We start from the raw sequence: 14,310 nt of genomic DNA on the forward strand, positions 1-14,310 counted from the left end.
CTCAGCATTCCCACTCGGAACGGCTGAACAGATAACCCTTGCCCCACACGGTCTTGATCTTGCGCGCCTCGCCGGCGTGGTCGTCGAATTTGCGCCGCAACTTGGAAATCGCCACGTCCACCGAACGGTCGGTGCCGTTGAATTCGATGCCGCGCAGGCGTTGCAGGATCTGGTCGCGGCTCAGCACTTCACCGGCATGTCGGGCCAGTACCACCAGCAGGTTGTACTCACCGCTGGACAGTTCCACCAATTGCTCGCGCCAGGTCACGGTGCGTTCGGACAAATCGATGCACAGGTTGCCCATCAGAATGCGGTCATTGACGGTCTGCGGCTCGCTGAGGCTGCTGCGGCGCAACAAGGTCCGCACCCGGGCCAGCAGCACCCGCGGCTCGCAGGGCTTGGTCACGTAGTCGTCGGCGCCCATTTCCAGGCCCAGGACCTGGTCGTGGCTGTCGTCGCGGGCGGTGAGCATCAGGATCGGCAAGGTCGCCGAATCGGCACGCAGCAGGCGACAGACTTGCAGGCCGTCAAGGCCTGGCAGCATCAGGTCGAGGATCACCATGTCCGGCGGATTGAGCCGTGCACGTTCGCGCACATGATCACCGCGGCCGATCACGCTGACGGAATAACCGTTGCGTTCCAGGTAGCTGGCAATCAGTTCGGCGAGGGCAGTGTCGTCTTCGACCAGGAGGATGTTAGGCATTGGGTGTTTCCAGAAAAAAGCAGTGGCGTCTGTGCCGGTCTCTTCGCGGGCAAGCCCGCTCCCACAGGGATTTGATGTGGACACACTCTCTGTGAACACCACTGACCACTGTGGGAGCGGGCTTGCCCGCGATGAGGCCGGAACAGGTGCAATAAAATTCAAGGACTGAAGGATATACGCCCTCACTCGTCTCTGAGTAAAACCCTTACACAATTTCACACAGCACCAACAAAGCTTCACCGCTACCCTCGCCTTCGCCCGGTAGGATGCCGGGAGTCTTTAATGGGGTAATACATGTCGAAGAATCTGCTTGCCAGGCTCAGTCTGATTGCACTGGCGTTGACACTGGCTGCGTGTGACAAGTCCTCTAACGCCGAGGAGCAGGCGCCGTTGGCCACGGTGCGCATCGAAACCATCGAAGCGCAGCCACTGACCATCAGCAGCGAACTGAGCGGGAGGATTGCCGCACCGCGCATGGCCGAAGTGCGTGCCCGCGTGGCCGGCGTGGTCTTGCAGCGGACCTTCCGTGAAGGCAGTGATGTGAAACAAGGCGATGTGTTGTTCCGCATCGACCCGGCGCCGTTCAAGGCTGACCTGGACAGCGCCGAAGCGGCGTTGCGCAAGGCCGAGGCCAACGCGTTCCAGGCCAGATTGCAGGAACAGCGCTACGCCCAGTTGATCGACGACAAGGCCATCAGCGGTCAGGATTACGACAATGCCCGGGCCAACGCACGGCAGACCGCCGCCGACGTCGCCGCCAACAAGGCAGCGGTGGAGCGCGCCCGGTTGAACCTCGGCTACGCCACCGTCACCGCGCCGATCTCCGGGCGTGTCGGTCGGGCGCTGGTCACCGAAGGCGCGCTGGTCGGGCAGAACGAAACCACGCCGCTGGCGCTGATTCAGCAACTGAACCCGATTCATGCCGACCTGACCCAGTCCACCCGCGAACTCAACGAACTGCGCCGCGCCTTCCGTTCCGGCCAGTTGCAGCAGGTCGGCCAGGACCAGGCCAAGGCCACGCTGATTCAGGATGACGGCAGCCTCTACCCGCTGCCGGGCAAAATGCTGTTCAGCGACATCAGCGTCGACCCGGGCACCGGCCAGATCATCCTGCGCAGCGAGTTCCCCAACCCCGACCTCGACTTGCTGCCCGGCAGTTTCGTGCGCGTACGCCTGGAACAAGCGGTCAACCGGCAGGGCATCAGCGTGCCGCAGCGGGCCATCCAGCGCGACAGCGCCGGCATCGCCCAGGTGCTGCTGCTCGACGCTGAACAGAAAGTCGGGCAGCAACCGGTCGAACTGGGTGCCGTGCAGAATGATCGCTGGATCGTCACCGCTGGCCTGAAAGCGGGCGACCGCATCGTCATCGAGGGCTTGCAGCACGCCCGCGTCGGCGAAAAAGTACAGATCGACGACACCCCTCTTCCACTTGCCCAGGTGACTGGTCAGTAAGCAGGACGCTTTTTTATGCCGCAGTTCTTTATCGACCGCCCGGTGTTCGCCTGGGTGGTTGCCCTGTTCATCCTGCTGGCCGGTGCGCTGGCCATTCCGCAACTGCCGGTGGCGCAATACCCCGATGTCGCGCCGCCGCAGATCGAAGTCTACGCCGTGTATCCGGGCGCTTCGGCACAGACCGTGGACGAGAGCGTGGTCAGCCTGATCGAGGAAGAGCTCAACGGCGCCGATCACCTGTTGTATTTCGAATCCCAGAGCAGCCTGGGCAGCGCCACCATCAAGGCGACCTTCCAGCCCGGCACCAACCCGGAACTGGCACAGGTCGATGTGCAAAACCGCCTCAAAGCCGTGGAGTCACGCCTGCCGCAAGCAGTGACCCAGCAAGGTTTGCAGGTGGAGAAAGTCTCCTCCGGCTTCCTGCTGTTGATCACCCTGACGTCCAGCGACGGCAAACTCGACGACGTAGCGCTCAGCGATTACCTGGCGCGCAACGTGATGAACGAGATCAAGCGTCTGGACGGTGTCGGCAAGGCACAGTTGTACGGTGCCGAACGGGCGATGCGGATCTGGATCGACCCGCAGAAACTGCTCGCCTTCAACCTGACGCCAGCGGATGTCAACACCGCCATCGTGGCGCAAAACGCCCAGGTGTCGGCTGGCAGCATCGGCGATCTGCCGACCCGCACCACCCAGGAAATCACCGCGACCATTCTGGTCAAGGGCCAGTTGTCGACCCCCGAAGAGTTTGCCGACATCGTCCTCAAGGCCAACCCGGACGGTTCGACCGTGCGCATCAGCGATGTGGCGCGGGTCGAGATCGGTAGCCAGGAATACCAGTTTTCCACGCGCCTGAACGGCAAGCCGTCCACCGCCGTCGCCGTACAGTTGTCGCCCGGAGCCAATGCGCTGAACACCGCGACCCTGGTGCGGGCGAAGATGGATGAGCTGTCGCGCTATTTCCCGGCGAACGTCGAATACAAGATCCCGTACGACACCTCGCCCTTCGTCAAAGTGTCGATCACCAAGGTCGTCTACACCCTCGGCGAGGCCATGCTGCTGGTGTTCGCGGTGATGTTCCTGTTCCTGCAAAACATCCGCTACACGCTGATTCCGACGCTGGTAGTGCCGGTGGCGTTGATGGGCACTTTTGCCACGATGCTGGCGCTCGGGTTTTCGATCAACGTGCTGACCATGTTCGGCATGGTGCTGGCCATCGGCATTCTGGTGGACGACGCCATCGTGGTGGTGGAGAACGTCGAGCGGATCATGGCCACCGAGGGCTTGTCGCCCAAGGACGCCACGCGCAAGGCCATGAAACAGATCACCGGAGCAATCATCGGTATCACCCTGGTGCTGGTGGCGGTGTTCATTCCAATGGCCTTCATGCAGGGCTCGGTCGGGGTGATTTACCAGCAGTTCTCGCTGTCGATGGCCACCTCGATCCTGTTCTCGGCATTCCTCGCCCTGACCTTGACCCCGGCCTTGTGCGCGACGTTGCTCAAGCCGATTGCCAAAGGCGAGCACCATGAAAAAACCGGTTTCTTTGGCTGGTTCAACCGTCGCTTCGAGCAACTGACCGGGCGCTATCAGGGCTGGGTCGCCTATGCACTGAAACGCAGCGGGCGCTTTCTGCTGATCTACGGCGTGCTGCTGGTAGGGCTGGGGCTGTGCTTCAGTCGCCTGCCCTCGTCGTTCCTGCCGGTGGAAGACCAGGGTTACACCATCACCGACATTCAACTGCCACCGGGTGCGAGCAAGAACCGCACGGTGCAGGTGGCCGAGCAGGTTGAAGCGCACAACGCCGGGGAACCGGGTATCCGGGACAGCGTGGTGATTCTCGGTTTCAGCTTCTCTGGCAGCGGGCAGAATGCGGCGCTGGCGTTCAGCACGCTGAAAGACTGGTCCGAGCGGGGCAGCGACGATTCGGCCGGCTCGATTGCCGACCGGGCCAACGTCGCCCTCAGCCAGATCAAGGACGCGGTGACGTTTGCCGTATTGCCGCCGCCCGTGGATGGCCTCGGTGCCTCCAGCGGATTCGAGTTCCGCCTGCAGGATCGTGGCGGTCTCGGTCATGCAAAATTGATGGAGGCCCGTACCGCGTTACTCGCGGCGGCCGAAAAAAGCCCGATCCTGATGAACGTGCGCGAAAGCGCCCTGGCCGAAGCACCGCAGGTGCAACTGATCGTCGACCGCAAGCAGGCCAACGCGCTGGGCGTGTCTTTTGCCGACGTCGGCAACGTGCTGTCCACGGCCGTAGGCTCGGCCTACATCAACGACTTCCCCAATCAGGGGCGGATGCAGCGCGTCGTGGTGCAGGCCGAGGGCGACCAGCGCAGCCAGGTAGCTGACCTGCTGAAGATTCACGTGCGCAACACCCATGAAAAAATGGTGCCGTTGTCAGCCTTCGTGCACGCCACGTGGACTCAGGGCCCGGCGCAGCTGACCCGCTACAACGGCTACCCGGCGATCAGCATTTCCGGTGAGCCGACGCCTGGCCACAGCACCGGTGAGGCCATGGCCGAGATCGAGCGGTTGGTGGCGCAAGGCCCGGTCGGCCTGGGCCAGGAATGGACCGGGCTGTCGTTGCAGGAACGTTTGTCCGGTAGCCAGGCGCCGATTCTGCTGGGGCTGTCGCTGTTGATCGTGTTCCTGTGCCTGGCGGCGTTGTACGAGAGCTGGTCGATCCCGACCTCCGTGCTGCTGGTGGTGCCACTGGGCGTGCTCGGCGCGGTGCTGGCCGTGACCTTGCGCGGGATGCCCAACGATGTGTTCTTCAAGGTCGGGCTGATCACCATCATCGGCTTGTCGGCGAAGAATGCGATCCTGATCATCGAGTTCGCCAAGAGCCTGTACGACGAAGGCCACGACCTGATCGACGCGACCCTGCAAGCGGCACGCCTGCGGTTGCGGCCGATTGTCATGACCTCGCTGGCGTTCATCCTTGGCGTGGTGCCGTTGGCGATCGCGACCGGCGCCAGTTCGGCGAGCCAGCAGGCCATCGGCACCGGGGTGATCGGCGGGATGATCACGGCGACGTTGGCGGTGGTGTTCGTGCCGGTGTTTTTTGTGGTGGTGATGAAACTCGTGCGCAAGCGCCATAAAAACACCTGATCAACACCACTGTCCCAATGTGGGAGCGGGCTTGCTCGCGAAGAAGCCGTCACATTCGACATCCGTGTTGATTGACAGTCCGTCTTCGCGAGCAAGCCCGCTCCCACAAGGGATCTCAGTGATTTCAAGAATGGGGTCACCTGGGCTAAGGTGTTTGCATAGCCCCAACCCCATCGAGCCTCCATGTCCTTCCTCACCCACACCCACCCTCGCCTGTCCGCCGCCATCCTGCTGGGCATCGCGGTGGGCATTCTGGCTCCGGCCGATTCGCTGATCAGCAAGATCCTCTTCGGCTGGAATGCCGGCGTCTGGATCTACCTGTTGCTGATGTTCTGGCTCACCGTGCGTTCGAAAGCGACTGACGTAAAACGCATCGCCGAAATCGAGGACGAAAACGCCGGGCTGGTGCTGGCAATCGTGTGCGTCGCGGCACTGGCCAGTCTGGCGACCATCACCTTCGAACTGGCGGGCAGCAAGGAACTGGAAACCACGCGCAAGCTGTTGCACTACGGCTTCACCGCGCTGACGGTGATCGGCTCGTGGCTGCTGATCGGGGTGATTTTCAGCGTGCATTACGCGCGACTGTTCTACACCTGGAGCGGCAAGGAGCCGGCATTGCGCTTCGCCGAAGGCCTGACGACGCCCAATTACTGGGACTTCCTGTATTTCTCGTTCACCGTCGGCGTGGCGGTGCAAACCTCCGATGTCGGCGTGGCGACCCGGGAGTTGCGCAAGATTGTACTGGCGCAATCGTTGATCGGTTTTCTGTTCAACACGGCCATCCTTGGATTCTCGATCAACATTGCCGCCGGGCTGTTCAACTGACAACTGCACAAACGTTCCAGTCATCGTCCTGAATCCGCCCGTCGGTATAAATCGACTCAGGGGCTTGACGAGGCATTTGGTTTTGGTGTCTTCTGAAACCGGTTTCAGCGCAATGCGCAAACCTCATAAATCCAATAAGAAGGTTTCAGACCGTGAACGATTTCTCCGCCGCCCAGCGCAGCCGCGTGACCATGCTCGACGTGGCCGAACACGCCAAGGTCTCCAAGGCCAGCGTTTCGCGGTTCATCGGCGAAGACCGCGCCCTGCTCTCCGATGCCATTGCCCAACGCATCGAGCAGGCGATTGCGGAGTTGGGCTATCGCCCGAACCAGATGGCCCGAGGCCTGAAGCGCGGGCGTACCCGCCTGATCGGCATGCTGGTGGCCGATATCCGCAACCCTTATTCGATTGCCGTGATGCACGGGGTGGAAACCGCCTGCCGTCAGCACGGCTACAGCCTGGTGGTGTGCAACACCGACCGCGATGATGAGCAGGAACGCCAGCACCTGGCCTTGCTGCGCTCGTACAACATCGAAGGTCTGATCGTGAACACGCTCGGCCATCACCGTGACGAGTTGCACGAACTGCACCGGGAAATGCCCCTGGTGCTGGTGGACCGCAAGGTCGAGGACCTGGAAAGCGATATGGTCGGCCTCGATAACCCGGCCGCCGTCGAGACGGCCATCGTCCATCTTGAACAACGCGGTTATCACGACGTGCTGATGGTGACCGAACCCTTTGACGGCACCAGTTCGCGGATCGAGCGGGTCAGCAGTTTCAAGGCGCAGATCGCACAGCGCCCGACGCTCAACGGGACGATCATCGAAACCGGCAGCGAACTGACCGCACAACTTAAAACCTTTCTCGACACGCCCGGCCCTGGCCCGAAAGCATTGTTTTGCGCGAACGGGATTGCGGCGCTGGCCTGCACCCATGCGTTGCGTGAGCTCAAGTGCAAGCTGTTCGAGGATGTGGGTCTGATTGCTCTGGATGATCTGGATTGGTATCCGTTGGTGGGTAGCGGGATAACCGCGCTGGCCCAACCGACCACCGAGATTGGCGCCAGTGCGTTTGAGTGTTTGCTCAAGCGGTTGCGCGGGGATGACGGGGCGGTAAGGACTCTGGATTTTTCGGCGCGGTTGATTGTTAGAGGGTCGACTTTTGGGAATTCGCGTTGACTGGTCTGGCGTATTCGCGAGCAAGCCCGCTCCCACATTTGATCGAGTTCCGTCAGAAGAAATGCGGTCGAATGTGGGAGCGGGCTTGCTCGCGAAGGGGCCATCAAGATCACCCACTATTTTTTTGAACAAAAATGAAACCGGTTTCAGAGGTAAAACAACAATGAACAAACCAGCTGTTTCCATCAGCCTGTCGAGCTACGGCGCCGACCTTGTGCGCCAACGCGGCCAAGGCAGTTTCATCGAAATACTGGCCGCCGCCGGCGCCACGCGCATCGAATGGCGCGAAGAATTGCTGACCGGCGAAGTGCCCGCGCAACTGGCGGAGGCGACCCAGGCCGAGGGTCTGGAAAGTGTCTACTCCTCACCGATGGAGTTGTGGCTGGCCGGCCAATCGAAACCCAACGCCGAGCTGATCACCGCCTTGCAACGTGCCCGGGCCTTTGGCGCCAATTGGCTGAAAGTGTCGCTGGGCTATTTCACAGACAACTGCGACTTGCAGGCCCTCGCCCGCATGCTCGGGCAAAGCCCCGTGCAGTTACTGGTGGAAAACGACCAGACCTTGCACGGTGGTCGCATCGAGCCGTTCCAGCGTTTTTTCGCGGACGTCGAACAGCACAAGCTGCCGATCAAAATGACTTTCGATATCGGCAACTGGCACTGGCAGGACCAGTCCGCCGGCAGCGCCGCGCGGCTTCTCGGACGCCACGTCGGCTATGTGCACTGCAAAGCGGTCACCCGTCGCGCCGATGGCAAGCTGGTCGCCATTCCGCCGGCCGCCAGCGACTTGCAACAGTGGGAACACCTGCTGAGGCACATGGCCCAAGGCGTTATGCGGGCAGCGGAATATCCGCTGCAAGGCGATGACCTGGTGCAACTGACCCGCGAACATGTGGCCGCCCTCGCTCACCTCGGCCAATGGCAGTTGGAGAGCGCTCATGTCTGAGATCGATATCCTCTCGTTCGGTGAAACCATGGCGATGTTCGTCGCCGAGCAGGCTGGCGACCTGGCCGAGGTCAGCGCTTTCCACAAACGCATCGCCGGGGCAGACAGCAATGTTGCGATCGGTTTGTCGCGGCTGGGTTTCAAGGTGGCGTGGTTGAGCCGGGTCGGGGCCGATTCGTTGGGTCGGTTCGTTGTCGACACCCTGGAAAAAGAAGGCCTGGATTGCCGTCACGTCGACATCGACACTGCCCACCCCACCGGTTTTCAACTCAAGTCCCGCACGGATGATGGCAGCGATCCCTCCGTTGAGTACTTCCGGCGCGGCTCCGCGGCCAGTCACCTGTCGTCGCACTCGATCGTCCCCGAATTGCTCAAGGCCCGGCACCTGCACGCCACCGGCATCCCCCCGGCGCTGTCGGAAACGGCCCGGCAGATGTCGTTCGAATTGATGACCCGCATGCGCGATGCCGGGCGCAGCGTGTCCTTCGACCCGAACCTGCGTCCCGGCCTGTGGGCCAGCGAGCAACAAATGATCACCGAGATCAACCGCCTCGCCGCCCTCGCCCATTGGGTGCTACCTGGGTTGAGTGAAGGTCGCTTGCTGACCGGTTTCGAAGACCCGTCGGACATCGCCGCGTTCTACCTCGACCAGGGCGCCGAAGCCGTGGCGATCAAACTGGGGCCGCACGGTGCTTATTACCGCACGCACCTGGATGCCGGTTTCGTCGCCGGGGTGCCGGTGGAAACGGTGGTCGATACGGTGGGCGCCGGCGATGGTTTTGCCGTGGGCATGATCAGCGCACTTCTGGAAAACCATAGCTTTGCCGACGCCGTGAAGCGCGCCAACTGGATTGGCAGCCGGGCGGTGCAGAGTCGGGGGGATATGGAGGGGTTGCCTACCCGATCCGAAATGGTCAGCGAATTTGAGGCCGCCATCGCGAGCAAGCTCGCTCCCACAGGGGATTTATGTCGAACGTAGATCCAATGTGGGAGCGAGCTTGCTCGCGATGAGGCCAGTACAGGCACTGAATAACAACCCGTTACCTGCTGCGACAAAAACAACAAGCTCAGGAGCACCACTCATGAAAACCGCAACGCTCGCCACCCGCCGCTGGTGGTACATCATGCCCATCGTGTTCATCACCTACAGCCTGGCGTATCTGGATCGTGCCAACTACGGCTTTGCCGCCGCCTCCGGGATGGCCGCCGACCTGATGATCACACCGGGCCTGTCGTCGATGCTCGGCGCGCTGTTCTTCCTCGGCTACTTTTTCTTCCAGGTGCCTGGCGCGATCTACGCGCAGAAACACAGTGTGAAGAAGCTGATTTTCGTCAGTCTGATCCTCTGGGGCAGCCTCGCGACTTTGACTGGTATCGTCTCCAACGCCTATTGGCTGATCGTCATTCGCTTCATGCTCGGCGTGGTCGAGGCCGCGGTGATGCCGGCGATGCTGATCTACCTGTGCCACTGGTTCACCCGCGCCGAACGCTCGCGGGCCAACACCTTCCTGATTCTCGGCAACCCGGTGACCATGCTCTGGATGTCGGTGGTGTCGGGGTATCTGGTGCAGCACTACAGCTGGCGCTGGATGTTCATTGTCGAAGGTTTGCCGGCAGTGCTCTGGGCTTTCATCTGGTGGCGTCTGGCCGATGATCGTCCGTCACAAGCCAAATGGCTCAACGATCAGGAAAAGCAGGATCTGGAAAGCGCACTGGCCGCCGAGCAGGTTGGCATCAAGGCCGTGAAGAACTACGCCGAAGCCTTCCGCTCGCCGAAAGTGGTCATCCTGGCCTTGCAGTTTTTCTGCTGGAGCATCGGCGTCTACGGCTTTGTGCTTTGGCTGCCGTCGATCCTCAAGGCCGGCGCGCAGATGGACATGGTCCAGGCCGGCTGGCTCTCCGCGCTGCCGTACCTGGCGGCAGTGATCGGCATGCTGTTGGTGTCCTGGGGTTCGGACAAGCTGCAAAAACGCAAACGCTTCGTCTGGCCGCCGCTGCTGATCGCGTCGATTGCGTTCTACGGCTCCTATGCCCTCGGTGCCGAGCATTTCTGGTGGTCCTACACGCTGCTGGTGATTGCCGGCGCCTGTATGTACGCGCCCTACGGCCCGTTCTTCGCAATCATCCCGGAAATCCTCCCGGCCAACGTCGCCGGTGGCGCCATGGCGCTGATCAACAGCATGGGCGCCCTCGGTTCGTTTGGCGGCTCCTGGCTGGTCGGCTACCTGAACAGCTCCACCGGCTCGCCGGGTGCGTCGTACCTGTTGATGAGCGGCGCGTTGATGTTCTCGGTGGTACTGACGATTTTCCTCAAGCCCGGTGCCAGCGACCGGGAGCGGCCCACAGCTACTGTAGCGCGCACCGCCACAGCCCATTCCTGAATTGATGTCGAGATGAACACCATGAAAAAACAGGTCGTCCTGTACAAGAAACTCTCGCCGCTGTTGATGGCGCGCCTGCACGAGCAGACCGAAGTGACGCTGATCGACAACCTCGACAGCGAAGGCCTGGCCAAGCTGCGCGACGCCCTGCCCCGCGCCCACGGCCTGCTCGGCGCCAGCCTGAAACTGGATGCCGGACTGCTCGACCTGGCGCCGAACCTTGAAGCCATTGCCAGCGTTTCGGTGGGCGTCGACAACTACGATATCGACTACCTGAGCGAGCGGCGCATCCTGCTCAGCAACACGCCGGACGTGCTCACTGAAACCACCGCCGACACCGGCTTCGCCTTGATCCTGGCCACGGCCCGGCGCGTGGTGGAACTGGCGAACCTTGTTCGCGCAGGCGGATGGCAGCGCAACATCGGCCCCACGCATTTCGGCAGCGACGTGCATGGCAAGACCCTGGGCATCATCGGCATGGGCCGCATCGGCGAGGCACTGGCCCAGCGCGGGCATTGCGGTTTCGGCATGCCGGTGATCTATCACAGCCACTCGCCGAAACCGGCGGTGGAGCAGCGTTTCAATGCGCAGTACCGGACCCTGCCCGAACTGCTGCAACAAGCGGATTTCATCTGCCTGACGCTGCCACTGACCGCGGATACCGAAGGCCTGATCGGCGCCGAACAGTTCGCCCTGATGCGCCCGCAGAGCATCTTCATCAACATCTCCCGGGGCAAGGTGGTGGACGAAGCGGCGCTGATCGAGGCGTTGCGTACGGGCCAGATTCGCGCGGCGGGACTGGATGTTTTCGAGCGCGAGCCGTTGAATCCCGACTCGCCACTCTTGCAGCTGGACAATGTGGTAGCGACACCGCACATAGGCTCGGCGACCCATGAAACGCGGGAAGCCATGGCCAAGTGTGCGGTGGACAATCTGCTGGCGGCGCTGGCGGGTGAGCGGCCGGTGAACCTGGTGAATGGGGTAGCGTGGCAGGGTTGAGGAAGTTAGATAATCCTTTATCGGATGGTCCAATACCCCCGGCCCCGTACCGCATCCCCCGTAGCAGCTGGCGAAGCCTGCGTTCGGCTGCGCAGCAGTCGTAAAACCTGAGTGCGAGGTCTACCTGAAACACCGCGTGGTCTGATTTCACGACTGCTACGCAGCCGAACGCAGGCTTCGCCAGCTGCTACGGGCCGAGTGGTGGCATCAGGCGCGGCGTGCTTCGAGCAGGTCCGTGGCACACAGCACGATGCGCCGGCAGGCATCCGCCAGTTTCGGCCGATCGACCACCAGGCCGATGCGGATATGCCCCGCCGCACTCGGCCCGAAGGCTTCACCGGCCAATACCGACACACCGTACCCTTCCAGCAGCCGCTCGGCGAAATGCTGGGCCGACAACCCGGTGGGGCGCACATCGACCATCACGAACATGCCGCCATCGGGGCGGATCGCCCGCAGACCGGCGCAATGATCGAGACTTGCACACACCAGGTCACGACGCTGGCGATACTCTTCGCGCATCGAGGCCACTTCCGGCAGGTCCCGGTCCAGCGCCAACTGCGCGGCGTTCTGCACGAAATCCGGGATACCGAACAACATGCTGAGCGACAAGTTGACCAGATGCCCGGCCATGGGTTTGGGCCCGATCACCCAGCCCACTCGCCAGCCGCTCATGGCGTGGGACTTGGACAGGCTGTTGATCGTCGCCGTCCGTTCGGCCATGCCCGGCAGACTCGCCGGACTGATGTGCTCACCCTCGTACAACAGATCGCTGTAGACCTCATCGCTGATCAGCCACAAATCGTGGCGAATGCACAGCGCCGCCAGCTCCTGCCAGCTCGCCAGTGACAAACTGGCGCCGGATGGATTGTTCGGACTGTTGAGCAGGATGGCGCGTGTTTTCGGTGTGATCCGTGCCGCGACATCCGCCGGGTCGACGCGAAACCCGTTCTGCGGGCGCACTGGCACCGGGACCACTGTGGCCGCACAAGCGCCGATCACGCCTTCATAAGTCACGTACATCGGCTCGGCGACTATCACTTCATCGCCCGGATCGAGCAGGCATTGCGCCACCGAATACACCGCGCACTGCGCGCCTGGAAAGACGATCACATGTTCGGCATCCACCGCCTGACCGCTACGGTGCCGATGCCGGCTAGCAATGCTGTCGCGCAGCCCTCGACTGCCGCGCACTTCAGGATAGTGCGTATTACCGGCCAACAGGCTGGCAATGGCCGCCTGGACAATCGGTTGCGGCGTGTCGAAATCCGGGTCACCGATCGACAGCAGCAAGACATCGACGCCCTGTTCGCGCAACGCCAGCGCTCGATCGTGAATCTGCCAGGCCGCCGCTCCGTCACCGGCGATTCGTTGAGTCAAGGCTGAATAGCGCATGTCTTTCTCCTGTCGCGCGGGTGCTCCAGCCTCAACCCTATCTCAATTCAGGAAATGCGCCACTATTGCAGGGATGCTCTTTATTCTTCGGGCCCGATCCGCACCTGGGCCCTGGCCACCCGCCACACCCGCGCCACATCGTTCGCCCGCTCACGCAGCAAGCGCGGTGCTTCGGCACAAGCCCGTTCCAGAGTCATCGGCCCGCTCGCCAGGGCAAACGCAGCGTCGATGCCATGTTCATAGAGCGCCTGATAACCCTCGCCCAGCGTGCCGGCAATGACGATGACCGGCACGTCGTGCTGCCTGGCGACACGCGCCACACCAAACGGCGTCTTGCCGCGCAGGGTTTGCGCATCGAAACGCCCTTCGCCGGTGATCACCAGATCGGCGCCTGCAACGGCGTCGGCCAGGCCCACGAGTTCGGCAACCACCTCGACCCCGGCCTTGAACTGCGCGCCCAGGAACGCTTTGGCGGCAAACCCCAGGCCACCCGCCGCGCCGCTGCCCGGTTCGTCGCGCACGTCGTTGTTCAAGGCAGTCGCGCAATGGTCGGCAAAGTGTCCGAGGGCGCGGTCCAGTAGTTCGACCTGCGCGGGCGAGGCGCCTTTTTGCGGGCCGAAAATCGCCGAGGCTCCGTGGGGGCCGCACAGCGGGTTGTTGACGTCAGCCGCGATGTCGAAGCGTACCTGCGCCAGACGCGGATCAATCTCGCTCAGGTCGACGCGGGCCAATTGCCCAAGGGCGAGGCCGCCTGGTGACAGCGTCTGCCCCTGAGCGTCCAGCAGTTTCACGCCCAAGGCCTGCATGGCACCGGCGCCGCCGTCATTGGTCGCACTGCCGCCAATCGCCAGGATCACCCGTTGTGCACCGGCATCCAGCGCGGCACGGATCAATTGTCCGGTGCCAAAGGTGCTGCTGATGCACGCATCCCGTTGAGCCACCGGGACCAACTGCAAACCGCTGGCCTCGGCCATCTCGATGATCGCGGTGTGGCTCTGCGGCAACCAGCCCCAGGCAGCATCCACCGTCGGCCCCAGCGGCCCGCGAACCAGGGTGCGGCGCAGTTCGCCTTCGCACGCTGCAAGAATCGACTCGACAGTCCCTTCCCCGCCGTCGGCCATCGGGCATTTGATCAATTGAGCATCCGGCCACACCTGCGCCAGCCCCAACGCGATGGCATCGGCCACGCCTTGAGCGCTGAGGCTGTCCTTGAACGAATCGGGGGCGATCACGATTTTCATGGGAATTCTCCAGTTCCAATGTCCCCATGCTGCCAGCAGGCATGAACAATAACGCCGGTCCGCTGCACAAGCGGCT

At 62.4% G+C, this 14,310-nt stretch carries 11 protein-coding genes; 8 read left to right on the forward strand and 3 right to left on the reverse strand.

The window, feature by feature from the left end; translation table 11 throughout:
• Position 1: 1 nt before the first annotated feature.
• A complete protein-coding gene (locus AB4Z35_RS19985; RefSeq protein ID WP_442098898.1) occupies positions 2–703 on the reverse strand; it encodes a response regulator in 702 nt (233 codons plus the stop codon).
• A gap of 294 nt (positions 704–997) precedes the next feature.
• Between AB4Z35_RS19985 and AB4Z35_RS19990 the strand changes: the two genes are divergently transcribed.
• The 8 genes from AB4Z35_RS19990 to AB4Z35_RS20025 all read left to right on the forward strand — a co-directional run bounded on the left by AB4Z35_RS19990 (position 998) and on the right by AB4Z35_RS20025 (position 11,598).
• Positions 998–2,155 (forward strand): efflux RND transporter periplasmic adaptor subunit, encoded by a 1,158-nt coding sequence (locus AB4Z35_RS19990; RefSeq protein WP_033052416.1) that lies wholly within the window; start codon positions 998–1,000, stop codon positions 2,153–2,155.
• Between the two features lie 15 nt (positions 2,156–2,170).
• Positions 2,171–5,269 carry a multidrug efflux RND transporter permease subunit gene (locus AB4Z35_RS19995; RefSeq protein WP_442098901.1) on the forward strand — a complete coding sequence of 1,033 codons (3,099 nt, stop codon included), beginning with the start codon at positions 2,171–2,173 and terminating at the stop codon, positions 5,267–5,269.
• 183 nt (positions 5,270–5,452) lie between these two features.
• Positions 5,453–6,094 carry a DUF1345 domain-containing protein gene (locus AB4Z35_RS20000; protein ID WP_442098902.1) on the forward strand — a complete coding sequence of 214 codons (642 nt, stop codon included), beginning with the start codon at positions 5,453–5,455 and terminating at the stop codon, positions 6,092–6,094.
• Between the two features lie 152 nt (positions 6,095–6,246).
• Entirely contained in the window at positions 6,247–7,272 is a 1,026-nt protein-coding gene (locus AB4Z35_RS20005; RefSeq protein WP_442098904.1) for a LacI family DNA-binding transcriptional regulator, read from the forward strand.
• A gap of 163 nt (positions 7,273–7,435) precedes the next feature.
• Positions 7,436–8,218, forward strand: coding sequence for a sugar phosphate isomerase/epimerase family protein (locus AB4Z35_RS20010; RefSeq protein WP_442098906.1), 783 nt, complete (start codon positions 7,436–7,438; stop codon positions 8,216–8,218).
• Entirely contained in the window at positions 8,211–9,197 is a 987-nt protein-coding gene (locus AB4Z35_RS20015) for a sugar kinase (RefSeq protein ID WP_442098908.1), read from the forward strand. The genes AB4Z35_RS20010 and AB4Z35_RS20015 overlap by 8 nt, the downstream gene beginning before the upstream one ends.
• A 103-nt stretch (positions 9,198–9,300) precedes the next feature.
• Positions 9,301–10,599 (forward strand): MFS transporter, encoded by a 1,299-nt coding sequence (locus AB4Z35_RS20020; protein ID WP_442098909.1) that lies wholly within the window; start codon positions 9,301–9,303, stop codon positions 10,597–10,599.
• A gap of 21 nt (positions 10,600–10,620) precedes the next feature.
• Positions 10,621–11,598, forward strand: coding sequence for a 2-hydroxyacid dehydrogenase (locus AB4Z35_RS20025; protein ID WP_442098959.1), 978 nt, complete (start codon positions 10,621–10,623; stop codon positions 11,596–11,598).
• A gap of 207 nt (positions 11,599–11,805) precedes the next feature.
• On the opposite strand, the gene AB4Z35_RS20030 is transcribed toward AB4Z35_RS20025, so the two are convergent.
• The gene (locus AB4Z35_RS20030) at positions 11,806–12,993 is read right to left on the reverse strand and encodes a pyridoxal phosphate-dependent aminotransferase (RefSeq protein ID WP_442098911.1); all 1,188 of its coding nucleotides are present in this window, start codon (positions 12,991–12,993) and stop codon (positions 11,806–11,808) included.
• Positions 12,994–13,073: 80 nt separating this feature from the next.
• On the reverse strand, positions 13,074–14,234 hold the full coding sequence (locus AB4Z35_RS20035; protein ID WP_442098912.1) for a glycerate kinase: 1,161 nt from the start codon (positions 14,232–14,234) through the stop codon (positions 13,074–13,076).
• Positions 14,235–14,310: the final 76 nt, after the last annotated feature.

It is taken from the genome of Pseudomonas sp. KB_15, from assembly GCF_052114525.1.
Lineage (GTDB): Bacteria > Pseudomonadota > Gammaproteobacteria > Pseudomonadales > Pseudomonadaceae > Aquipseudomonas.

What these genes read in the sequence shown, in the direction of transcription:
- AB4Z35_RS20015 (WP_442098908.1), top strand. Translation starts at nt 8,211, where the DNA reads ATGTCTGAGATCGATATCCTCTCGTTCGGTGAAACCATGGCGATGTTC.
- AB4Z35_RS19995 (WP_442098901.1), top strand. Translation starts at nt 2,171, where the DNA reads ATGCCGCAGTTCTTTATCGACCGCCCGGTGTTCGCCTGGGTGGTTGCC.
- AB4Z35_RS19990 (WP_033052416.1), top strand. Translation starts at nt 998, where the DNA reads ATGTCGAAGAATCTGCTTGCCAGGCTCAGTCTGATTGCACTGGCGTTG.
- AB4Z35_RS20000 (WP_442098902.1), top strand. Translation starts at nt 5,453, where the DNA reads ATGTCCTTCCTCACCCACACCCACCCTCGCCTGTCCGCCGCCATCCTG.
- AB4Z35_RS20035 (WP_442098912.1), bottom strand. Translation starts at nt 14,234, where the DNA reads ATGAAAATCGTGATCGCCCCCGATTCGTTCAAGGACAGCCTCAGCGCT.
- AB4Z35_RS20020 (WP_442098909.1), top strand. Translation starts at nt 9,301, where the DNA reads ATGAAAACCGCAACGCTCGCCACCCGCCGCTGGTGGTACATCATGCCC.
- AB4Z35_RS20030 (WP_442098911.1), bottom strand. Translation starts at nt 12,993, where the DNA reads ATGCGCTATTCAGCCTTGACTCAACGAATCGCCGGTGACGGAGCGGCG.
- AB4Z35_RS19985 (WP_442098898.1), bottom strand. Translation starts at nt 703, where the DNA reads ATGCCTAACATCCTCCTGGTCGAAGACGACACTGCCCTCGCCGAACTG.
- AB4Z35_RS20010 (WP_442098906.1), top strand. Translation starts at nt 7,436, where the DNA reads ATGAACAAACCAGCTGTTTCCATCAGCCTGTCGAGCTACGGCGCCGAC.
- AB4Z35_RS20025 (WP_442098959.1), top strand. Translation starts at nt 10,621, where the DNA reads ATGAAAAAACAGGTCGTCCTGTACAAGAAACTCTCGCCGCTGTTGATG.